We start from the raw sequence: 21,601 nt of genomic DNA on the forward strand, positions 1-21,601 counted from the left end.
GGGCGCGGACGTGCCGCGGGGCCGGTGTCGACGACACCGGCCCCGCGGGAGAGCGATCAGCGCTTGGCGACGTCCACGTAGTCGCGCTCGGTGGCGCCGGTGTAGAGCTGGCGCGGCCGGCCGATCTTCGTGGCCGGGTCGTTGATCATCTCGCGCCACTGCGCGATCCAGCCGGGGAGCCGGCCGAGCGCGAACAGCACGGTGAACATCCGGGTGGGGAAGCCCATCGCCCGGTAGATCAGGCCCGTGTAGAAGTCGACGTTCGGGTAGAGCTTGCGCTGGATGAAGTAGTCGTCGGACAGCGCGATCTCCTCCAGCTGGCGGGCCAGGTCGAGGAGCTCGTTGTTGCCGCCGAGCTTGTCCAGCACCTGGTCGGCGGTCTGCTTCACGATCGCCGCGCGCGGGTCGTAGTTCTTGTAGACCCGGTGCCCGAAGCCCATGAGCTTGACGCCGGGCTCCTTGTTCTTCACCCGCTCGACGAAGCGTGGGATGTTGCCGCCGTCCTTCTGGATGGCCTCGAGCATCTCCAGCACCGACTGGTTGGCCCCGCCGTGCAGCGGGCCGAACAGCGCGTTGATGCCCGCCGAGACGGAGGCGAACAGGTTGGCGTGCGAGGAGCCGACCAGGCGGACCGTCGACGTGGAGCAGTTCTGCTCGTGGTCGGCGTGCAGGATGAACAGCATGTCCAGGGCCTTGACCAGGTCCGGGTCCTGCTCGTACGGCTCGGCCGGGAACCCGAAGGTCATCCGCAGGAAGTTCTCGACCAGCCCGCAGGAGTTGTCCGGGTACAGGAACGGCTGGCCGACCGACTTCTTGTACGCGTAGGCCGCGATCGTCGGCAGCTTGGCCAGCAGCCGCACCGTGGACAGCTCGACCTGCTCGTGGTTGAACGGGTCCAGCGAGTCCTGGTAGAAGGTCGACAGGGCGCTGACCGCCGAGGAGAGCACCGGCATCGGGTGCGCGTCGCGCGGGAACCCGTTGAAGAACTGCTTCAGGTCCTCGTGCAGCAGCGTGTGCCGGCGGATCCGCTGGTCGAACGCGTTCAGCTCGTCGGCCGTCGGCAGCTCGCCGTAGATCAGGAGGTAGGTGACCTCCAGGAAGCTCGACTGCTCGGCGAGCTGGTCGATCGGGTACCCGCGGTAGCGGAGGATGCCCGCGTCACCGTCGATGTAGGTGATCGCCGACGTGCACGACGCCGTGTTGACGAAGCCGATGTCGAGCGCGACCTGGCCGGTCGTCGCCAGCAGCTTGCTCGTGTCGATGCCGTCTGCGCCCTCGGTCGCCTTGACGACGGGAAGGGGCAGTTCTCCACCGGGGTAGCGCAGGGCTACATCTGTCTCGCTCATCAAGCGTCGACGCTACTGCGTCCTCCCCGCAGCACGCGCGGCGGATCCACGTACCAGACCGCGTCGGCCCGTCCCTCGTGCCAGGTGTCGTCCCTCAGCGTGACCGCGAGCCACCCTGTCCGGAACAACGACGCAGGTGAATCGGTCGGCACGAGCTCGATGTCGAGGTCGGCGCCGGCGTCGGCGTCGGCCACGAGCGGTGCGCACTGCTCGAGCGCGCCGGGCTCCACCGCGAGCACGAACCGGGTGGCGGCACCGGCGTCCTGGACGTCCCGGAAGCCCCGCACGGCCGTGCGCACCGCCTCGGCGTCCGCCGTGGCCGTGGCCACCGCGACCGGGAAGGTGTCGAACCAGACGTCGAGCTCCTGGGCCAGGTGGGCGAGCGCCTGCTCCCCGTGCGCCCGCTGCTCCAGCGGGCGGTCGAGGGCGCCCGGGTTCCGCGCGCCGAGCTCGACGAGCCGGGCGGTGGCCAGGACGACGGCCTCGAGGGAGGGTACGAACGCCGGGCCCTCGGCGAGGGCGTGCACCCGCGCCGCCGCGCCGGCGAGGATCCGGGCGAACGCGCGGCGCTGCTGGGCGGTGTCGGTGAGGAAGCCCTGCCGGACGGCCCAGTCGAGCAGCCGGGGCCAGTCGCGGATGCCGCGGGCGATCAGCCGCGGGTCCTGGGAGGTCTGCGTGGAGTGCTGCCGGAAGCGGCTGAGCGCCTGCGGGCTGTAGAAGACCGGTCCCCGGGCGAGCAGTCGCAGCCAGAGGCTCAGATCGCCGAGGACGTCGAGCCGCCGACCGTCGACCTGCCACATGAAGTCGGTGGTGACGGCGTCCTTCCGGAACAGCACGGTGGTGAGCTCGCCGATGATGTTGGAACCGGCCTCGAGGCAGGCGTTGCCCAGCTCCCAGCCGTCGATGGGACCGGCCTTGTCCTGCAGCGGCTTCAGCTCCCCGCCCGGGATCGGCCGGCCGTCCTCGTTGACGAGGTTGCGGCGGGAGAAGGCCATGACGGCGCCCGGCGTGGCCTGCAGCCCGCGGACCAGCACGCGGATGCAGTCGGGGGCCAGCACGTCGTCGTGCAGCAGGTACTTCACGTACTCGCCCTGCGCCTCGCCGAACAGCAGCCGCGGGTTCTCGAAGCCACCGACGTTCGCCTCGTGGCGGATCACCCGCAGGCGCGGGTCGCCGGCGGCGAGGGCCGCGAGGATCTCCGGCGTGCGGTCGGTGGAGGCGTCGTCGCCGACGATCACCTCGATGTTCTTGTAGCTCTGGTCCAGCGCCGAGCGCACCGCGGTCTTGAGGAAGCGCTCGCCGTTGTAGGCGGGGATGAGCACGCTGACGAGGGGCTCGGTCACGGGCGGAACTCCTTGATCGCGGCGATCACGCGGTCCTGGTCCGCGTCGGACAGGTGCGGGCCCATGGGGAGGCTGAGCACCTCCCGGCTGAGCTGCTCCGCGCCGGGCAGCGCGAGGCGGCCCAGCGGGGAGTCGGCGAACGCCGCCTGGTGGTGGCAGGGGACGGGGTAGTGGATGCCGGTCTCGACCCCGTGCGCGGCGAGGTGCTCGCGCAGCGCGTCGCGTGCCGGCGTGCGGACGACGTAGAGGTGCCAGACCGGTGTCGTGCCGGCTGCCGTCGCCGGGAGCAGCAGTCCGGTGCCCGCGAGCTCCGCGGCGTACCGGTCGGCGACCCGGGCACGGCGGGCGTTGTGCTCGTCGAGCCGAGCGAGCTTGACCGACAGGAACGCGGCCTGCAGCTCGTCCAGGCGGCTGTTCCAGCCCACCTCGGTGTGGACGTACTTCTCCGCGGAGCCGTAGTTGCGCAGCGAGCGCAGCCGCCGGTCGAGGGCGGGGTCCGAGGTGGTCACCGCGCCGCCGTCCCCGAGCGCGCCCAGGTTCTTGCCGGGGTAGAAGCTCCAGGCGGTCAGCGTGGTCAGCCCGCCGACGGGACGGTCGCCGTACCGGGCGCCGTGCGCCTGGGCCGCGTCGTCGAGCACGGCGAGGCCGTGGCGCTCGGCCAGCCGGAGCAGCGGGTCGAGCTCGACCGGCTGTCCGTACAGGTGCACCGGGAGCAGCACGCGGGTGCGGGGGCCGATCGCGGCCGCGACGGCGTCGACGTCCCACGTGCCGGTCTCGGGCGAGGCGTCCACCGGGACCGGCGTGGCACCGACGTGCAGCACCGCCAGCCAGGTGGCGACGAACGTGTGCGCCGGCACGACGACCTCGTCGCCGGGGCCGACGTCCAGGGCCCGCAGCGCGAGGACCAGGGCGTCGAGGCCGCTGCCGACGCCGACCGCGGAACCGGCACCGACCGCCTGCGCCCACGCCGATTCGAAGCGCTCCAGCTCGGGCCCCAGCAGCACCCGCTCGCTGCGGAGCACGCCCAGAGCGGCGGCGTCCAGCTCGTCCTGCAGCTCCGCGTGGAGGGCCCTCAGGTCGAGGAACGGGACGGTGGTCGACGTGGTGGTCACCCGGCCGCTCCGTCGGCCACGGCCCGGGCCGCGAGGAACCCGTCGTACTCGCGGTGGTAGTCCGCCTCCTCGTAGGGCTGCGAGGCGAGGACGAGGCACACGCTGCCGGAGGAGAAGTTGCCGAGCTCGCGCCAGGTCAGCCGCGGCACGTACAGGCCGTAGTAGGACCGGTTCAGGTGGAAGCGCGCCGTCTCGGTGCCGTCGTCGACGATGACGTCGAAGCTGCCGGCCGCCGCGATGATCAGCTGCTCGAGCTGCTGGTGCGCGTGCCCGCCGCGGGACTCGCCGCCCGGCACGTCGTACAGGTAGTAGACCCGCGCCACGTCGAACGGGATCTGCGAGCCGCCCTCGATGAAGGTCAGGTTGCCGCGAGGATCGGTGATGCGCGGGAGGTCCACGATGCGGCAGCCGGCGCCGTTGCCCTCAGGCGCGGGGTTCCAGTCGGTCACGCGGCGTCCGGGGAGGCCGGACCGGCGGTCGCGCGAGGACGTGCCGGCAGGGTTGAGCTGGGTCGTCACGGGCTCAGTCATCGGCAGGGGAGAGGATCGGTGGAACCGACGGACGAGGACGGGAGCGCATCGGTGAGGCAGCTGCTGGGTGGGGGACTGCTGTTCTGCGACCCTCGGTTCCACGACCTCAACGCCGTCCCCGCAGCCGACCGGTGGCGGTACGAGCACCACCGGGAGGGCCGGCTCGTCGGCGTCCTCGACGGGGTGGTCGACGACGGCGTCCTGCTGTCCGGGCACAGCGCGCCGTTCGGCGGCCCCGATCTGGTCCGCGCCGACCCGACGGTCGACGAGCTGGTGGATCTCGTGGACGGGGCGCTGGCCGCGGCAGCGGAGGCCGGTGTGCGCACGGTGCGGTTGCGTGCCCGTCCGCCCGTGTACTCCGCCGCCGAGCCGCTGCTGGAGTACGTCCTGCTGCACCGCCGCTTCGCCGTCGAGCACTGCGACCTCAACCAGCACGTCGACCTGCAGCCGCTGCACGCCGGCGCCGACCCGTTCTCGCTGGTGCGCAAGAACAAGCGGGCGCTCCTGCGCGCCGCGCTCGCCGCCCCGCACGAGCTGGTCGAGGCGACGGGAGGCGAGGACCTCACCACGCTCCACGGCATCCTCGCCACCAACCGTGCTGCGCACGGGCGACCGGCCGGCCTGCCGCGGGACTACCTCGAGCGGGCCCGGGCCGCGTTCCCCGACCGGGTCCGGCTGCTGCTCCTGCGGGTGGAGGGGCAGCCGGTGGCCGCCGCTGTGGTCTACCGGGTGCTCGACGACGTCGACCTGCTCGTCGCCTGGGGCGACGCCGCCCACGACCTCCGGACCTCACCGATGGACCTGCTGGCCCACCTGCTGGTCACCGGGTCCGTGCAGCGGGGAGCACGGCTGCTCGACCTGGGTCCGTCCAGCGAGAAGGACGGCACACCCAACGTCGGGCTGGTCAACTTCAAGCGCAGCATCGGGGGCGTCCCCGGCACCCGGAAGGTGTTCACGCGGGCAGTCGGCTGACCGCCCGGGCTCACCGCTGCTCGGCCGGGACCTTGAACGAGTCGAAGGGGTCGCCGCCGGTCGGCTTGGCCGGGCTGCCCACGTAGACCCCGCGCGGCGGCAGGTCCTTGACGACGACGGCGCCGGCCCCGACCACGCTGTCGGCCCCGATGGTGACGCCGTCGCCGACGGAGGCGTTCACGCCCATGAAGGTCGAGCTGCCGATCCGGCAGAACCCGGACACGACCACGTGCGAGGCGATGAAGACGTGGTCCTCGATCACGGTCTGGTGGCCGATGTGGTTGCCGCTCCACAGCACGACGTCGTCGCCGACCACGACCCCGTGCTGGAGCACGTTGTTCTCGAAGATGAAGGAGTTCTCGCCGACGGTGGCGGTGCGCCAGACGAAGGCGTGCGGGCTGACGAAGGAGGCGCAGGTGTAGCCCTGCTCCTTGACCGCGCGGAACAGCCGGGCGCGGGCCCGGTTCAGCCAGGTGGAGGAGAGGGCCACGAACGTGTCGACCTGCGCCGGAGGGTGCGTGTCGGCGAGGTCCTCGAAGGCCACGAACGGCAGACCGTCGGCCTGGGACCGGCCGTCGGGGAGGTACTGCCGCTCCACGGAGAAGGCGACGACCTCGCGATCGGAGTCGACCGTGAAGTACTCGTAGGCGATGTCGGCGGTCTCGCCGGCACCCACGATGACGATCGGCTTCTTCGCGGCCATGCGGCCCTCCCCGGGGTCAGGTCTGCAGCGCAAGCGGGCGGCGCAGGACGGCCGCGCCGAACCCGTCGCGGCCGTAGCCGTTGCCGTTGTAGAGCAGGAACGTAGCGCGCGGCGTGGTCACCACGGCCGGGTAGGCGACCATCTCGGAGTCCCAGCCCGACCGGCTCACGTCGAGGCCGAGCCGTCCGTCGTGGCGGTGCCACGTCCGCCCGTCCGCGGAGTCGGCGAAGGTGAGCCGGTACGTGGTCTCCTCGGTGCCGGCGCCGAAGTACATCCGGTAGCCGCCGTCGTGCGGGACGACGTAGGGCCGGCCCACCCGGTGCTCGTCGGGCGAGGCGAGCGGGACGGCGATCTCCCCCGCGTCGGGGAAGTCCAGGCCGTCGGGGGAGTCCATCTGCCGGATGTCGTAGACCGGCAGCAGCTTGGTGCGGCCCTGCCGGAACTCGTGCCCCGCGCCGTACCAGGAGCGCCACCCGCCGGTAGTAGGCAGGATCGAGTGCACGACCCGGAACAGCCGCTCGTCGGCGGTGGTGCGCAGCAGCGGCGTCTCCCGGAGGCGGGTGAACGTCTCCGTCTCACCGGCCGGCGCCGTGGCGATCCCGGAGAAGACGCGGAACCGCTCGCCGGGTCCGCCGGGGGGCTGGTACCCGGCGTAGTACAGCCGGACCTGGCCCCCGACCCTCGCGACGGCGCACGGCACGACCCCGGCGGCGTCGAAGCTGCCCGGCGGGCCGGGCGCGAGCGCCGGCTCGGTCGCCTCGGCCAGGACCCGGGTGGGGTCCTCCGGGTCGAGGTCGACCCACCAGACGGCGCTGGCGCCGTCGGCGTCGCGGCAGCCGGTGAACACCCGGATGCGGTCGTCGAGCACCAGCGGGGTGGGTTGCAGCGCGCCGGTGCGTCCACTGGTGGCCGGTGCCGTCCAGACGAGGCCGAGCTTCTCCCACTCCATGGCGCCCGCGTCGGGGCCCGGGTCGCCCACGGCTCAGGGGTGGGTCATCGACAGGACGTCGAGCGCCTCGTCGAGCTGCTGCTCGGTGAGCTCGCCGCGATCCACGTAACCCCGCTCGAGAACCACCTGGCGGATCGTCTTCTGCTCGGCCAGCGACTGCTTGGCGACCTTCGCCGCCTCCTCGTAGCCGATGTACTTGTTCAGCGGCGTGACGATCGAGGGGGAGGACTCGGCGTACTCACGGCACTGCTCGACGTTGGCGGTGATGCCGTCGACGCAGCGGTCGGCCAGCAGCCGGCTCACGTTGGCCAGCAGCCGGATCGACTCGAGCACGTTGCGGGCCATGAGCGGCAGCGTCACGTTCAGCTCGAAGCTGCCGGTGGTGCCGGCGAAGGCGACGGCCGCGTCGTTGCCGATGACCTGCGCGGCGACCTGGACGGTCGCCTCGGGGATCACCGGGTTGACCTTGCCCGGCATGATCGAGCTGCCCGGCTGCAGGTCGGGCAGGTTGATCTCGCCGAGCCCGGTGCGGGGGCCGGAACCCATCCAGCGCAGGTCGTTGGCGATCTTCACCAGCCCGACGGCGATGGTGCGCAGCTGGCCCGAGGCCTCGACGAGCGAGTCGCGGGAGCTCTGCGCCTCGAAGTGGTCACGCGCCTCCGACAGCGGCAGGTCGAGCTCGGCGGCCAGCTTGTCGATGATCGCCGCGGCGAACCCGGGCGGGGTGTTGATGCCGGTGCCGACGGCGGTGCCGCCCAGCGGCAGCTCGCCGATCCGCGCCAGCGAGGACTGCAGCCGCTCGACGCCGTAGCGGACGGTCGCGGCGTACCCGCCGAACTCCTGGCCGAGGGTCACCGGGGTGGCGTCCATGAGGTGGGTGCGGCCGCTCTTGACCACCGTCGCGAACTCCTCGGCCTTGCGGGACAGCGAGGACTCGAGGTGCCGCAGCGCCGGGATGAGGTCGCGGACGATCGCCCGCGTCGTCGCCACGTGGATCGCCGAGGGGAAGACGTCGTTCGAGGACTGCGAGGCGTTCACGTGGTCGTTGGGGTGCACCGGCTTGCCGAGCGCCTCGGTGGCCAGCGAGGCGATGACCTCGTTGGTGTTCATGTTGCTCGACGTCCCGGAGCCGGTCTGGAAGACGTCGATGGGGAAGTGCTCGTCCCAGCTCCCCGCGGCCACCTCGCCGGCGGCGTCGGCGATCGCCTTCGCGACCTCGCCGGGGAGGACGCCGAGGTCGGTGTTCACCGCGGCCGCGGCGCCCTTGATGGCGGCCAGCGCGGCGATGAGCTCCCGCTCGATGCGGGTGCCGGAGATGGGGAAGTTCTCGACGGCCCGCTGCGTCTGCGCCCGCCACTTGGCCCAGGCCGGGACCCGGACCTCGCCCATGGAGTCGTGCTCGATGCGGAACTCCGCGCCGTCCTGGTCTGCGGGCATTGCTGCGCTCCTGCGGTGGTGTCGATGGGGATGCTGCTCCAGGAGCGACCCTAGATCCCCCGTTCGGAGGGGTCAGGGGTCGCCTCCGCGGTTCCGGTACCCGCCCGCACCTAGGCTCCGCCGGAACCCTCGCCCCGGAAGGCCCCGTCGTGACCCACCCGCCGTCGTACCCGCCCGCCGCACCGCCGCCGCCTCCCTACGGTGCCGGTCCCGGCTGGTCGGCGCCGTACTGGGGGACGCCGCCCGGGCCGTGGGGCGCGCCCCCGCCGCCGCGACGGCGCTGGACACGGAAGACCGTCGCCCTGGTCGCCGGCGGTGCGGTGCTCGTCGCCGGACTGGTCGTGCTGGTCGTCGTCGCCGGGCTCAACGTCGGCCACACCCAGGCGACCGCGCTGGCCGGCGGCGGCTTCGGGCCCGGGTTGGGGGCCGCCCCGACGACGGCGCCCCCGTCGGACCCCGCGGGTCTCGGGACCGACACCGATCTCGACGGCCTGGCCCGGCAGTGCCACGACGGCTCGATGACGGCCTGCGACGCCCTGTTCGACGGGTCGCCGTCGGGCTCGTCCTACGAGCAGTACGGCATGACCTGCGGCGGGCGGGTCAAGGCCTTCGACGTCGCGGCCTGCGCGGAGCTCGAGCCGGAGGCCACCTCGCCGCCGTCGGCGCCGCCGGTCGCGGACGACCCGGGGCTGGACGGCTACGCGCAGCGCTGCTACGACGGGCTGCTCTCGGCCTGCGACGACCTCTACTCCCTGTCGCCCCCGATGACGGAGTACGAGCGATACGGGATGACCTGCGGTGGTCGGGTCGACGTGCTGACCGCGGCCACGTGCGAGGACCTCGACGGCGACTGACCGACCGGCCTGGGGACGGATCCGGGCGACGCGCCGATCAGGTCGGAACCGGGACGCCGATTGTGCTGGTTCGGTTGCGTTGCGCCACCTAGCATCCGCACCGGCGCCCCCCGACCCGAGGAGATCGGCACATGTCACAGCCTCCGTACCCGCCTCCGGGGGGCACTGAGCCCTCGGGGCAGCAGCCCGGACAGCAGGGCTGGGGACAACCCGGGCAGCCCTCGCAGGACGAGCCGACGCAGCAGTTCGGCTCGACCGGGAGCGGCCCCGCGCAGGGCGGGGGTCAGCGCGACGACACGACGCAGTTCCCGGCGCCGGGCCAGTACCCGCCGCCCGGCCCGGGTCAGCAGCCGCAGTACGGCCAGCAGCCGCAGTACCCGCAGCAGCCGGGGTACGGGCAGCAGCCCGGGTACGGGCAGCAACCGGAGTACGGGCAGCAGCCGCAGTACGGCCAGCAGCCCGAGTACGGCCAGTACGGGCAGCAGCCGCAGTACGGCCAGCAGTCGCAGTACGGGCAGCAGCCCTACGGCCAGCCCGGCTACCCTCAGCCGGGGTACGGCCAGCAGCCGCCGAAGAGCAACAAGGGCACGATCATCGCGCTGGTCGTCGCGGGAGTGATCGTCGTCGCGGGCGTGATCGTCGGGCTGATCCTGTTCCTGAACAAGGACGACAACACCAGCCAGGCCGGCAGCACGACCTCGGCGAGCACCACCACCGAGGACGCGGCGACCACCACCGAGGACACCTCGACCAGCAGCGAGGAGACCTCCACGGAGGACACCTCGACCAGCACCGAGGAGACCGCGACCAACGGCAACATCCCACCGGCGACCATCGACCCGACCGGCCTGGGCAGCGACCCGACCTGGAACGAGCTGGCCCAGAGCTGCCACGACGGGTTGATGGCCTCCTGCGACCTGCTGTTCCTGGGCACCAAGGACGACCCGGGCCTGGCTGCCTACACCGACTACGCCGACACCTGCGCCGGCCGTCAGCCGCCGGGTTCGCAGACGTACTGCACCGACGCCTTCCCCGGCTGAGCCCCCCGGACACGGAACGGCCCGGTTCCCTTCGAGGAGCCGGGCCGTTCTCGTCTTCCGGGGAGGCCTTGTGGTCCTTAGACTCCGCCCGACCGCAGCCGGCGACGAGACCGGCGAGGGCGGCTTCCGCCGGACCAGTGGGGGGCCGCGGGTGGAACGGGAACAGTTCGGCGACTACCGCCTGGAGGCGATGCTCGGCCGGGGCGGCATGGGCGAGGTCTACCGGGCCTACGACACCCGCCACGACCGGGTCGTCGCGCTCAAGGTGCTGTCCACCGAGCTCGCGGCCGACCGCAACTACCGCGAGCGGTTCCGGCGCGAGGCGCACCTGTGCGCGCGGCTCAACGAGCCGCACATCGTGCCGATCCACCGCTACGGCGAGATCGACGGCCGGCTCTTCCTCGACATGCGGCTGGTGCCCGGTCGCGACCTCGCGCAGGTGCTCGAGGTCGAGGGCACGCTGCCGGCGCAGCGCGCGGTGTCGATCGTCGGCCAGGTGGCCCGCGCCCTGGACGCCGCGCACGCCGACGGGCTGGTGCACCGCGACGTGAAGCCGTCGAACATCCGGCTCACCGAGGAGGACGACGACTTCGCCTACCTGCTCGACTTCGGCATCGCCCGCTCGCTGACCGATGCCGACGGCCCGGCGCTGACCATGACCGGCGCCGCCCTCGGTTCGGTGGACTACATGGCCCCCGAGCGGTTCCTCGAGCAGCCGCTCGACGAGCGGGTCGACGTCTACTCGCTGGCCTGCGTCCTCTACGAGTGCCTGACCGGGCGGCGGCCGTTCGTCGGTGACGGCCTGGCGGCGCTGATGTACGCGCACCTGAAGGTCGACGCGCCGGCCCCGTCGACCATGCGCCGCGGCGTGCCCCGCGGCCTGGACGAGGTCGTCAAGAAGGGCCTGGCCAAGGACCCGGACGAGCGCTACGCCTCGGCCGGTGCGCTCGCGTCCGCGGCCCGCAAGGCGGTCAGCGTCCCGCCGTCCCGGCCGCAGGTCGTCGTCCCGCAGGCGCCGAAGACGTCGATCCTGCAGCGGCCGGTGACCAACCCGACCGGTGGCCTGCCGGCGTCCGGGGCGGGTGCCGAGCCGCCGACGTCGGCCATCCCGGCCGCCTCGCCGCGCATCCCCGCGCAGCGGAACCCGGCCGCGAGCCCGGCGACGCCGGCCCCGCCCGCCTCCCGGATCAACTTCTCCGCACCGCCGCCGCGGCCGCCGAGCGCGCCGCCGCTGGGACCGATCAGCAGTCCGCAACGAGCGGTGTCCGGGGAGCAGCGGGCGCCGGCGCCGGTCGCCTGGGTCGACGGGCCCAAGCCGATCTCCGCGCGCCCCCAGTACGACCAGCGCCCGTCGATGCGCTCCCGGCTGCCGCTGGTGCTGGTGCTCGTCGCGCTGGTCGTGGCCGGGGTCGCGGTGGCGCTGGTCCTCGTGCTCGGTTAGTCGAGGACCCGCTCGCCCTCGGCCTCGAACGGCACCGCGGAGTAGGCGCGCAGCTTGGCCAGGGAGTGCCGGCTGTCGATCATCCGGATGGTGCCCGAGCGCGAGCGCATGACCAGCGACTGCGTGGTGCACCCGCCGGCGCGGTACTGCACGCCGCGCAGCAGCTCGCCGTCGGTGATGCCGGTGGCGACGAAGAACACGTCGCCGCGGACGAGGTCGTCGAGGGTGAGCACGCGGTCGAGGTCGTGGCCGGCGTCGAGGGCCTTCTGCCGCTCGTCGTCGTCCCGGGGCCAGAGCCGGCCCTGCAGCGCCCCGCCCATGCACTTGAGGGCGCAGGCGGCGATGATGCCCTCCGGCGTGCCGCCGATGCCCAGCAGCAGGTCGACGCCGGTGCCCTCGCGGGCCGCGGCGATCGCCCCGGCGACGTCGCCGTCGGTGATGAACCTGATCCGCGCGCCGGCGTCGCGGACCTCGCCGACCAGCTGCTCGTGCCGCGGCCGGTCGAGGATGCAGACGGTGACGTCGCCGGTCGAGCAGTGCTTGGCCTTCGCGACCCGGCGGATGTTCTCGGCGACCGGCGCGGTGATGTCGATGGCGTCGGCGGCGTCGGGTCCGGTGGCGATCTTCTCCATGTAGAAGACGGCGGACGGGTCGTACATGGCGCCGCGGTCGGCCACCGCCATGACGGCGATGGCGTTGGGCATGCCCTTGGCCATCAGCGTCGTCCCGTCGATCGGGTCGACGGCGACGTCGCAGTCGGGACCGTGGCCGTCGCCGACCTGCTCGCCGTTGTAGAGCATCGGCGCCTGGTCCTTCTCGCCCTCACCGATGACGACGACGCCGTTCATGCTGACCGTGCCGATCAGCGCGCGCATCGCGTCGACGGCCGCACCGTCGCCCCCGTTCTTGTCCCCGCGGCCCACCCAGCGGCCGGCCGCCATCGCCGCGGCCTCGGTCACGCGGACCAGCTCCATGGCGAGGTTGCGATCGGGCGCGGGGCGGTCGGCCCGGAAGGCGGCCCCCGGGCTCGTGGGCAGGGAATCGTGCAGCGACACGCAGACCTCCTCGAGCGACCACCGGGTCCTGGGATCCTATGTGCATGCCCTCAGGCCCGACCGACCAGCGACCGCAACCTCCGGTGGAGGAGCAGCCCGCCCCGCCCGTGTCCGACCGCCGGTCGAAGCAGACGTTCGCGAACATGCTGCGCTCGCTGGTGCCGTTGGTGCTCATCATCCTGGGCGTCGTCTGGTGGACCTCGTTCCGGCAGAGCCCCGACGTCCAGCCGGTCAAGCCGATCGAGACGGCGACCACCGTGCAGCTGGCCGCCAACCGTGCCGGCTACCCGCTGCTCGTGCCGACGGACCTGCCGCGCGGCTACCGCCCGACGAGCATCCGCACGGACGCCGGGAACGCGGGGGAGGGCGACCCGGTGACGCTGGAGATCGGCTACGTGACGCCGTCGGACCAGTTCGCCGAGTTCGTGGTGAGCGACGACCCGCGCGCCGACCCCGTCACCTCGCTGCTCAACGACGCGACCGCCGCCGGCAGCGTGCAGATCGGCGCGGACACCTGGACCCGCGCGACCCGTCTGCACGAGCGCGACGAGGAGACCGTGCTCTCCCGCACCGTCGACGGCGTCACCGTCGTCGTGAGCGGATCGGCGTCGGAGGCGGAGCTGGAGGCCGTCGCCGGCTCGGTGCAGCCCTACTCCGGCTGACGAAGGACCCCGTTGCCCCCCACGCCTCGCTCCGCTCGGCGCGGGCCCCTGCAACGCCGGCCGTGGTCAGCTCGTCTCGTCAGGCCGCTCTTCTGGTTTCGCGGCGGCCAGCCGCTCGCGGGCGCGGTCCAGCCAGTGCTGGCACAGCTCGGCGAGCTGCTCGCCGCGCTCCCACAGCGCCAGCGACTCCTCCAGGGTGAGCCCGCCGGCCTCGAGCTTGCGGACCACCTCGGCGAGCTCCTCGCGGGCCTGCTCGTAGGTCTGGGTGGGCTCGGGGGTGGCGGTCACGGTTCCTCCTCGTCGCTGGTCCGGTCGACGCGCACCGGCAGCCGGCCCCCGGCGACCCGCACCCGCAGCCGCTCGCCGTCGGCGACGGCGTCGGGATCGCGGACGAGCTCGCCGTCGGCCCGCTGGACGACGGCGTAGCCGCGCTCCAGGGTCGCGGCGGGGGAGAGGGCGGCCACGCGGGCGCGGGCGTGCTCGAGGTCGCGCTCGGCGCCCTCGATCCGGTGGGTGACGGTGCGCAGGGCCCGGTCGCGCAGCTGCGTCACGTCGTCCTGCCGGCCGTGGAGCATCCGTTCGGGGGCGGCGAGCGCCGGGCGGCTGCGCACCGACTCCAGCCACCGCTCCTGCTGTTCCAGCCGGGCGGCGAGCACCTGGCGGGCGCGGGCGCGCATGGACTCGACCAGCCGCCGCTGCTCGCCGATCTCCGGGACGATCCGGTGCGCGGCGTCGGTCGGGGTGGCCGCGCGGACGTCGGCGACGTGGTCGACCAGGGTCGTGTCGGTCTCGTGGCCGACCGCGGTGACCACGGGCGTGCGGCAGGCGGCGATCGCGCGGACCAGGCCCTCGTCGGAGAACGGCAGCAGGTCCTCGACCGAGCCGCCGCCGCGGGCGATCACGATGACCTCGACGGCGGGGTCGCGGTCGAGCTTCTCCAGCCCCTCGATGACGCTCGCCGCGGCCATGGGCCCCTGCACGAGGCTGTGGTGCACCGCGAACCGGATCGCCGGCCAGCGGCGGCGGGCGGTGACGACGACGTCGCGCTCGGCGGCGCTGTCGCGGCCGGTGATGACGCCGACGACGGCCGGCGCGAACGGCAGCGGCCGCTTGCGGGCGGCGTCGAACAGGCCCTCGGCGGCGAGCAGCCGCCGGATCCGCTCGATGCGGGCGAGCAGTTCGCCCAGGCCGACCGCGCGGATCTCGGTGGCGCGCAGGCTGAAGGAGCCGCGGGCGATGTAGTAGTCGGGCCGGGCGCGGACGACGACCCGGGCGCCCTCGGCGAGCTCCAGGCCCGGGCGGTCGACGACGTCGCGCGCGCAGGTGACCGGGATCGACAGGTCGGCGGCGGGGTCGCGGAGGGTGAGGAACACCGTGCTGCTCACGCCGCGGCGGGAGAGCTGGGCGACCTGGCCCTCGACCCACACCTCACCGAGCCGGCCGATCCACTCCGCCACCTTGCGGGCGACCGTGCGCACCGGCCACGGCGCCTCGGCGGAGGAGGGAGCAGTCACACCCCCGAGACTGCCATGTGCCTCCGACGGCTCAGGCGCCGCGCGGGGCGAGCGGGCTGGCCTCGACCGCCTGCTCGTCCAGCTTCTCCAGCCGGTTGCGCAGCATGCGCAGGTACGGCTCGCGCGAGCGGGTGGCTTCCTCGTAGGCGACGAGTTCGACGACGGTCTTCGCCTGGTAGCCGCGCAGCCGGCCGCGCAGCTGCGCGATCGACCACGCGTCGTAGCCCTCGACCGGCGCGGTGGCGGGGGCCGAGGTGCTCGGTCCGGTCGCGGCGGCCACGGTCGTGCCGCCCTCGTCGACCGCCTCGGCCTCGGGGGCGGCGACGCCCTCGTCGGTGACGGTCGCCTCGACGGTGGCCACCTCGCCGTCGGGGGTCACGACGTCGACCTCGTCGGCGCCGGCAGCGGTCTCGGCCGCGTCGGCTGCGAGGACGTCGGCGTCCTCGACCTGCGCGGTGATCTCCTCGACGGCCTCGACCACCTCGGCCGGCGACGGCTCCGGCGGCAGACCCGCGGTCTCGTCGTCCACGAGCTCGTCGAGGGCGATCTCGTCGAGCGCCTCCTCGGCCCGGTTGTCCTCGAACTCCGCGCGGACGTCGGCGTCGGCCTCCTCCGCGGCGCCGACGTCGGGCAGCGCGACGTCGTCCTCGGGCAGGCCGGACAGCAGGTCCTCGTCGGCGGGCACCTCGGCGCGGTCGAAGGCCGACTCGCGGTAGCCGGCCCCGGTGGCCGGGGCGACGTCCTCGGGCAGGTCGTCGTCGAAGGTGGCCAGGCCGGGCTCGTCCTCGCCGCGCAGCCCGGTGAACAGCTCGTCACCGCGGGCCACCAGGCCGGCGTACTGCTGCTGCGCCCACATCGCCTTCTGCATGGCGAAGCCGATCACCCGGACCGGCAGGCCGGGCAGCGTCTCGGGCAGCTTGCGCGCCTCGTCCAGCACGGTGGCGGCCAGCCCGGCGGCGGCGCGGACAACCTCGGGGATCTCACGAGCCATGGGCACAGCCTGCCCCACAACCGTGCGCCCGACACACGGGGTGGCAGGGGTTACACCCGAGCGTGGTGCTCGTCTCATCCGCCGGGGCGGTCCGGGCCGCGCACGTACGCTGGGAGGCATGGCTGATCAGCGCGGACGCGTCCTGCTCGCCGACCCGCGTGGCTACTGCGCCGGCGTCGACCGCGCGGTGATCGCGGTCGAGAAGGCGCTGGAGCTGCACGGGGCGCCGGTCTACGTCCGCAAGCAGATCGTCCACAACAAGCACGTCGTCGCCACGCTCGAGCGGCGCGGCGCGATCTTCGTCGACGAGACCGACGAGGTGCCCGAGGGCTCGGTCGTCGTCTTCAGCGCCCACGGCGTCTCGCCCGCGGTGCACGCGGAGGCGGCCGCCCGCTCGCTGCGGACCATCGACGCGACCTGCCCGCTGGTCACCAAGGTGCACGCGGAGGCCCGCCGGTTCGCCAAGGACGACTACGACATCCTGCTGATCGGCCACCGCGGTCACGAGGAGGTCGAGGGCACCTCCGGCGAGGCGCCCGAGCGGATCCAGCTCGTCGACGGTGCCGACGACGTCGCGAACGTGCAGGTCCGCGATCCGGAGAAGGTCGTGTGGCTCTCGCAGACCACGCTCTCGGTCGACGAGACGCTCTCCACGGTCGACAAGCTGCGCGAGCGGTTCCCCGGCCTGCAGTCCCCGCCCAGCGACGACATCTGCTACGCCACGCAGAACCGGCAGCAGGCGGTCAAGCAGATGGCGCCGGACTGCGACCTGGTGATCGTGGTCGGCTCGACCAACTCCTCGAACTCGGTGCGCCTGGTCGAGGTCGCGCTCGAGGCCGGCGCGCGGGCCGCGCACCTGGTCGACTTCGCGCACGAGGTCGACGAGACGTGGCTCGACGGCGTGACCACGGTCGGCGTCACCAGCGGCGCCTCGGTGCCGGAGGTGCTGGTCAGCGAGGTGCTCGACTGGCTCGCCGAGCGCGGCTACCCCGACGTCGAGACGGTCAAGGCCGCCGAGGAGCGGCTGGTCTTCGCGTTGCCGCCGGAGCTGCGCCCGCGCCGCAGCTGAGAGCTCCCTTCCGAGACGATCATGACGTTCGGGGAGGGACACGCCGTCGTCGAACGGTGCGTCCCTCCCCGAACGTCATGATCGCGGGAGGCGGGAAGCGGTAGGTCAGCGGCGCGCGGCGAGCCGGACGAGGCCGATCACCAGGGCGATGCCCGTGGCGATCCCCATCGCCGGGAAGTTCTGCACCAGCATCGTGATCATGAGCAGGCCGAACGCCTTGACGCCGGAGATGTGCACCGACGGCGCCGCCACCATGTTCACGACGGCGACCGCGGAGAACACGATCGGCGGGCAGACCAGCACGCTGAGCAGGTCGCGACGGCGGACGACGAGCGCGGCGACCGCGGTCGAGGCGGCCAGCGCGATCGTGGTCATGATCCCGAGGCCGGTGGCGATGAACGACTCGACGCCGGCGGCGGCCAGGGTGACCAGGAAGACGGCCAGGACGGCGAGCAGGCCGCGCAGCTTGCCGCCGCCGGTCTCGACGGCCGGGGCCGGACGGCGGGCGGGGCGCTCGGTGTCGGGACGCTCGACCGGACGGCGCTCGACCGGACGGCGCGCCGGACGCTCGCGCTCAGCGGCGCGGTCGTGGTCACGCGGCACGGGGCGGCTGGTCTCGGGACGGCGGGGGACCGGCGGCCGCGAGTACTGCGGCGCCTCGTCGTAGTAGTCGGCGCGGCTGCGCTCGCGGGGACGCTCGGCGGCGCGGTCGGCGCTCCGGCGGGGCGGGACGCTGCCGCGCGGGCGCGCGGGGCGCTCGGACGCCATCGCCCGATCGCGCGGCGCGGGCCGGTACGGCCGGTCGGCGCGGGACCCGCTCTGCTGCCAGGCGTCGGCTGCGTTCACCGCCATGCGCCCCTCCCGTCCGTTCGCGGGCAGCCCGGAACGGCCACCTCCTGTCGAGGGTCACGGTAACCAGTGCGACCGCGACACCGCGGGAGGTCCAGGCCGAGTCGCTCTGTCAACAAGTGCCGAAGTCGACACGGGAACGGAACGACAGGACTGCCGGTGTTCGACCGGGTGCAACGGGTGGGACGGACGGTTTGTGCCCGGATCCGCTATCCGTGCGTTCCGTTGCGCGTGTCGTTCTCGCACGGCGGTGCCGCCTCGTTGCCGAGCTCGGCCGGGCGCAGCGCGCGGACCGTCGCCTCCAGCTGCTGCGGTTCGGGCACCGGCTGCTCGCCCACGCCGAGGTCGTCGAAGCGGCGCGCCGCGGTGAGCACCGAGGTCTCGTAGGAGCCGACCGTCTCGTTGTAGCGGGCCATCGTCGCGCCGAGCGCCGAGCCGAGCCGGGTGAGGTGCCCGGACAGCGTGGTCAGCCGCGCGTGCAGTCGCCGGCCCACCTCCAGCACCTGGTCGGCGTCGCGGGCCAGCCGCTCCTGCCGCCACGAGTAGGCGACCGTGCGCAGCAGGGCCAGCAGCGTGCTCGGCGTGGCCAGGACGACGTCGCGGCCGAAGCCGTACTCGAGCAGCCCGGGCTCGGCCTCCAGCGCGGTGGTGAGGAAACCGTCGGACGGGACGAACAGCACGGTGAACGGCGCCGCCGGGCGGAACGCGGTCGGGTAGCGGCGGGCGGCCAGCGCGTCGACGTGCGCGCGCAGCTGCCGGGCGTGCGCGCTCATCCGCTGCTGGCGGGTGGCCTCGTCGGTCGCCTGCACCGCCTCGATGTAGCCGGTGAACGGCACCTTGGCGTCGACGATCACCTGCCGGCCGTCGGCGAGGGTGACCACGAGGTCGGGGCGGACGCCTGCGCCGGAGTCGTTGACCGAGGCCGGCTGCTCGACGAAGTCGCAGTGCTCCAGCAGCCCGGCGACCTCGACCACCCGCCGCAGCTGCACCTCGCCCCAGCGGCCGCGGACGTGCGGGGTGCGCAGGGCCGTGACCAGTGCGGCGGTCTCCTGCTTCAGCTGCGCCGAGGTCTGCCCGACCGTGCCCATCTGCTCGCGCAGCTCGCCGTGCGCGGTGGCGCGGGCGCGCTCCATGCCGGCGATCAGCCGGTGCAGGTGGTCCAGCGACTCGTGCACCGGCTCGAGGCCGGACTCGGCCGGCCGGCGGCGCGCGAGCAGCGTGACCACGCCGAGGGTGACGGCGGTGGCCAGCAGCGCGCCGAGCAGCAGCCCGAGGAGCAGGGAAGCGGCGTCCATGGTCCGGCAGGCTGCCGGAGACCACCGACAGTTCCGGTACCGACAGGCGGGACCGCGTCGTTCTGGATTCCGCCGCGCCGACGTGCTCTACTCCGCCGGGATCGAGACGGGGGGGGGGGGGGGGGATGACGGCGCAGGGCTGGCCCATCACCTGACGGCTGCCCCGGCGGCCCGGGCGAGCGCGGCTGCGACGTCGAGCCCGGCAGCCGGCTCGCCCGCGAGCGCGCCGAGGGCCGGCCCGGTCATCATCCAGGCCGACCTGAGCGACCCGGCGGTCACCGGCGGCGGCCCGGTCGACTCCGCATGCCGGAGAACTGGCTGAGCGCGGCTCTCACGGTCGAGCCCACCGCCGGCACCCCGCCGGGCATCGGCCGGCTCGGGTTCTTCTTCTTCCAGGCCGGCCACGCCGGCCGGCCGTTGACCGCATGTCAGGCCACGCTGTGCGTCGCCTCGTGGTCGAGCAGCCAGCGCTTGACCGGCGTGCCCCAGCGGAAGCCGGTGAGCCCGCCGTCCGACCCGATCACCCGGTGGCACGGCACGAACAGCGCGGCGGCGTTGCGGGCGCAGGCGTTGGCGGCCGCCCGGATCGCCGCCGGCCGGCCGCAGCGCACGGCGAACTCGGCGTACGTCGCCGGGGAACCGGCCGGCACGCGGCGCAGCTGCTCCCAGGCGTCCTGCAGGAACGGCCCCGACCGCTGCCGCACCACCACGCCGTCGATGATCCCCACCTCGCCGGCGTGGAAGGCCTCGACGACGTCGAGCACCGGCAGGTGGTGCACGCGTTCCAGGGCGGCCGGCTGCAGCGTGCGGTGCACGACCGGCAGCAGGTCGGCGACCTCCGCGGTCCACCCGGCCGCGAGGACGGCGTCGTCGTCGTCCACCACGACGGTGAACGGCCCGGGCGGGGTGGCGACGGTGGCCGAGCGGGCGGTCACGAGGCGCTCCTCAGTGCCGGAGCTCGGGTGAACAGCGTGGGCACGGCGAGCGCCCACAGGTGCATCACCGCGTAGGAGCGCCACGGCTGCCAGCGGCCGGCCGCATCGGTGTCGGAGCTGCCGAGCGCGGCCAGCGAGCGGCGCAGCGCGAGGTCGCCGGGCAGCCAGACGTCGGGGTCGGCCAGGCCGCGCAGGCCGACCAGTGCGGCGGTCCACGGCCCGATCCCCGGGACGGCGACCAGCGCCCGCGACGCCTCGGCCCGGTCGGCACCGGGGTCGAGCGGGATGTCGCCGTCGGCGAGCGCGGCGGCCAGCGCGTGCACCGTGCGCCGCCGCGAGCCGGTGAGCCCGACGGCGGTCAGGTCGGCGTCGGCCAGCGCCTCGGGCCGGGGGAAGGCGTGGGTCAGCGTGCCGACCGGCTCGGGCAGCGGCGTGCCGGCGGCGTGCAGCACGCGGCCGGTCAGCGTGCGGGCGCCGGCGACCGAGACCTGCTGGCCCAGGACGGCACGGATCGCCAGCTCTGCGGCGTCCGGCGACGCGGGCACCCTCCGGCCCGGCGCGCCGGCCACGAGCGCGGCCAGCGCGGGGTCGGCACCGAGCACCTCGTCGACGGCCGAGGGGTCGGCGTCGAGGTCGAGCATGCGGCGGCAGCGGCTGACCGCGGCGCCCAGGTCGCGCAGCGAGGTCAGCCGCAGCCGGGCGCTCACCGAACCGTCGGCGGCGGGGGAGAGGCGGACCACCGCGGGGCCGTGCGGCAGGTCGAGCACGCGGGCGTACGTCGTCCCGTCCCACTCCTCCAGGCCGGGGACCGCGTGCGCGCCGAGGAACAGCAGCACCTCGGCCGCGTCGTAGGGCGCCCGGGCGGTGAGCCGGAGGGTCAGCTCACCCGGGGTGCCCGGCGTGCCGCGCCGCTTGGCCCGCAGCGCCGTCGGCGTCGTCGCGAACACCTCGCGGACGGTGTCGTTGAACTGCCGGATGCTGGCGAACCCTGCGGCGAACGCGACGTCGGCCATGGGCAGGTCGGTGGTCTCGATCAGCACCCGGGCGGTCTGCGCCCGGCGGGCGCGGGCCAGCGCCAGGGCGCCGACGCCGAGCTCGCCGACCAGCAGCCGGTGCAGCTGCCGCTCGGAGTAGCCCAGCCGCCGGGCCAGCCCGGGGACGCCGGAGCGCTCGACCTCGCCGTCGGCGATCAGCCGCATCGCCCGGGCGACGACGTCGGCGCGCACGTCCCACTCGGGTGAACCGGGGGCGGCGTCGGGCCGGCAGCGGCGGCAGGCGCGGAACCCGGCGGCCTGCGCGGCCGCGGCGGTGGAGAAGAAGGAGACGTTGCGGGCCATCGGCGTGCGCGCCGGGCACGACGGGCGGCAGTAGATGCCGGTGGTGTGCACGGCGGTGAAGAACCAGCCGTCGAACCGGGCGTCGCGGCTGGCGACCGCCCGGTAGCACCGCTCGAACTCGAGGTCCACGGCGCAGAGCCTGCCACCGGGGTCCGACGTCCACTGGC

Annotated in this window: 21 protein-coding genes; 6 read left to right on the forward strand and 15 right to left on the reverse strand. The window is 74.0% G+C overall.

Features of this window, described 5'->3' with window-relative positions:
- Positions 1-56 precede the first annotated feature (56 nt).
- The 4 genes from GGQ55_RS13325 to GGQ55_RS13340 are packed head-to-tail and all read right to left on the reverse strand — an operon-like array spanning position 57 to position 4,250.
- A complete protein-coding gene (locus tag GGQ55_RS13325) occupies positions 57-1,346 on the reverse strand; it encodes a citrate synthase (RefSeq protein WP_179717417.1) in 1,290 nt (429 codons plus the stop codon).
- Positions 1,346-2,689, reverse strand: a complete 1,344-nt coding sequence (locus GGQ55_RS13330) for a glycosyltransferase family 2 protein (RefSeq protein ID WP_179717419.1) — start codon at positions 2,687-2,689, stop codon at positions 1,346-1,348. The genes GGQ55_RS13325 and GGQ55_RS13330 overlap by 1 nt, the downstream gene beginning before the upstream one ends.
- Positions 2,686-3,801: a DegT/DnrJ/EryC1/StrS family aminotransferase gene (locus tag GGQ55_RS13335; protein WP_179717421.1), complete on the reverse strand. Its 1,116-nt coding sequence runs from the start codon at positions 3,799-3,801 to the stop codon at positions 2,686-2,688. Before GGQ55_RS13335 ends, GGQ55_RS13330 begins: the two co-directional genes overlap by 4 nt.
- Positions 3,798-4,250, reverse strand: coding sequence for a sugar 3,4-ketoisomerase (locus tag GGQ55_RS13340; protein ID WP_366489250.1), 453 nt, complete (start codon positions 4,248-4,250; stop codon positions 3,798-3,800). Before GGQ55_RS13340 ends, GGQ55_RS13335 begins: the two co-directional genes overlap by 4 nt.
- A gap of 132 nt (positions 4,251-4,382) precedes the next feature.
- Here GGQ55_RS13340 and GGQ55_RS13345 point away from each other — a divergent pair, with 132 nt between their 5' ends.
- Entirely contained in the window at positions 4,383-5,303 is a 921-nt protein-coding gene (locus GGQ55_RS13345) for a GNAT family N-acetyltransferase (RefSeq protein WP_179717425.1), read from the forward strand.
- Between the two features lie 10 nt (positions 5,304-5,313).
- Here GGQ55_RS13345 and GGQ55_RS13350 read toward each other — a convergent pair whose 3' ends face one another.
- The 3 genes from GGQ55_RS13350 to GGQ55_RS13360 are packed head-to-tail and all read right to left on the reverse strand — an operon-like array spanning position 5,314 to position 8,392.
- On the reverse strand, positions 5,314-6,006 hold the full coding sequence (locus GGQ55_RS13350) for an acetyltransferase (protein WP_179717427.1): 693 nt from the start codon (positions 6,004-6,006) through the stop codon (positions 5,314-5,316).
- 16 nt (positions 6,007-6,022) lie between these two features.
- Positions 6,023-6,985 carry a glycoside hydrolase family protein gene (locus tag GGQ55_RS13355; protein WP_179717429.1) on the reverse strand — a complete coding sequence of 321 codons (963 nt, stop codon included), beginning with the start codon at positions 6,983-6,985 and terminating at the stop codon, positions 6,023-6,025.
- Positions 6,986-6,988: 3 nt separating this feature from the next.
- The gene (locus GGQ55_RS13360) at positions 6,989-8,392 is read right to left on the reverse strand and encodes a class II fumarate hydratase (protein ID WP_179717431.1); all 1,404 of its coding nucleotides are present in this window, start codon (positions 8,390-8,392) and stop codon (positions 6,989-6,991) included.
- A gap of 149 nt (positions 8,393-8,541) precedes the next feature.
- Here GGQ55_RS13360 and GGQ55_RS13365 point away from each other — a divergent pair, with 149 nt between their 5' ends.
- From GGQ55_RS13365 to GGQ55_RS13375, 3 genes are all read left to right on the forward strand, one after another.
- Entirely contained in the window at positions 8,542-9,246 is a 705-nt protein-coding gene (locus tag GGQ55_RS13365) for a hypothetical protein (protein ID WP_179717433.1), read from the forward strand.
- 131 nt (positions 9,247-9,377) lie between these two features.
- Positions 9,378-10,286: a hypothetical protein gene (locus GGQ55_RS13370; RefSeq protein ID WP_179714520.1), complete on the forward strand. Its 909-nt coding sequence runs from the start codon at positions 9,378-9,380 to the stop codon at positions 10,284-10,286.
- 151 nt (positions 10,287-10,437) lie between these two features.
- Entirely contained in the window at positions 10,438-11,727 is a 1,290-nt protein-coding gene (locus tag GGQ55_RS13375) for a serine/threonine-protein kinase (protein WP_218859268.1), read from the forward strand.
- On the opposite strand, the gene glpX is transcribed toward GGQ55_RS13375, so the two are convergent.
- Positions 11,724-12,782, reverse strand: coding sequence for a class II fructose-bisphosphatase (gene glpX, locus GGQ55_RS13380; protein ID WP_436277831.1), 1,059 nt, complete (start codon positions 12,780-12,782; stop codon positions 11,724-11,726). The two genes, GGQ55_RS13375 and glpX, sit on opposite strands and share 4 nt — an antisense overlap.
- Before the next feature lie 44 nt (positions 12,783-12,826).
- On the opposite strand from glpX, the gene GGQ55_RS13385 reads away from it, so the two are divergent.
- Positions 12,827-13,444: a DUF4245 domain-containing protein gene (locus GGQ55_RS13385; protein WP_179717435.1), complete on the forward strand. Its 618-nt coding sequence runs from the start codon at positions 12,827-12,829 to the stop codon at positions 13,442-13,444.
- A gap of 66 nt (positions 13,445-13,510) precedes the next feature.
- Here the strand turns inward: GGQ55_RS13385 and GGQ55_RS13390 are convergent, their stop codons facing one another.
- The 3 genes from GGQ55_RS13390 to GGQ55_RS13400 are packed head-to-tail and all read right to left on the reverse strand — an operon-like array spanning position 13,511 to position 15,949.
- Positions 13,511-13,732: an exodeoxyribonuclease VII small subunit gene (locus tag GGQ55_RS13390; RefSeq protein WP_179717437.1), complete on the reverse strand. Its 222-nt coding sequence runs from the start codon at positions 13,730-13,732 to the stop codon at positions 13,511-13,513.
- Positions 13,729-14,958 carry an exodeoxyribonuclease VII large subunit gene (gene xseA / locus GGQ55_RS13395; protein ID WP_179717439.1) on the reverse strand — a complete coding sequence of 410 codons (1,230 nt, stop codon included), beginning with the start codon at positions 14,956-14,958 and terminating at the stop codon, positions 13,729-13,731. Before xseA ends, GGQ55_RS13390 begins: the two co-directional genes overlap by 4 nt.
- A gap of 31 nt (positions 14,959-14,989) precedes the next feature.
- A complete protein-coding gene (locus GGQ55_RS13400) occupies positions 14,990-15,949 on the reverse strand; it encodes a lipid droplet-associated protein (RefSeq protein ID WP_179717441.1) in 960 nt (319 codons plus the stop codon).
- A 118-nt stretch (positions 15,950-16,067) separates the two neighbouring features.
- Between GGQ55_RS13400 and GGQ55_RS13405 the strand changes: the two genes are divergently transcribed.
- Positions 16,068-17,018 carry a 4-hydroxy-3-methylbut-2-enyl diphosphate reductase gene (locus GGQ55_RS13405; RefSeq protein WP_179717444.1) on the forward strand — a complete coding sequence of 317 codons (951 nt, stop codon included), beginning with the start codon at positions 16,068-16,070 and terminating at the stop codon, positions 17,016-17,018.
- 105 nt (positions 17,019-17,123) lie between these two features.
- Here the strand turns inward: GGQ55_RS13405 and GGQ55_RS13410 are convergent, their stop codons facing one another.
- From GGQ55_RS13410 to GGQ55_RS13425, 4 genes are all read right to left on the reverse strand, one after another.
- The gene (locus GGQ55_RS13410) at positions 17,124-17,870 is read right to left on the reverse strand and encodes a DUF6542 domain-containing protein (protein ID WP_179717446.1); all 747 of its coding nucleotides are present in this window, start codon (positions 17,868-17,870) and stop codon (positions 17,124-17,126) included.
- Positions 17,871-18,076: 206 nt separating this feature from the next.
- Complete coding sequence (locus GGQ55_RS13415) at positions 18,077-19,162, reverse strand: DNA recombination protein RmuC (RefSeq protein WP_179717448.1); 1,086 nt, start codon at positions 19,160-19,162, stop codon at positions 18,077-18,079.
- Between the two features lie 428 nt (positions 19,163-19,590).
- Positions 19,591-20,097 carry a methylated-DNA--[protein]-cysteine S-methyltransferase gene (locus tag GGQ55_RS28420; protein WP_179717450.1) on the reverse strand — a complete coding sequence of 169 codons (507 nt, stop codon included), beginning with the start codon at positions 20,095-20,097 and terminating at the stop codon, positions 19,591-19,593.
- Complete coding sequence (locus GGQ55_RS13425; RefSeq protein WP_179717451.1) at positions 20,094-21,563, reverse strand: AlkA N-terminal domain-containing protein; 1,470 nt, start codon at positions 21,561-21,563, stop codon at positions 20,094-20,096. The genes GGQ55_RS28420 and GGQ55_RS13425 overlap by 4 nt, the downstream gene beginning before the upstream one ends.
- Positions 21,564-21,601: the final 38 nt, after the last annotated feature.

This window comes from Petropleomorpha daqingensis (assembly GCF_013408985.1).
Taxonomy (GTDB): domain Bacteria; phylum Actinomycetota; class Actinomycetes; order Mycobacteriales; family Geodermatophilaceae; genus Petropleomorpha; species Petropleomorpha daqingensis.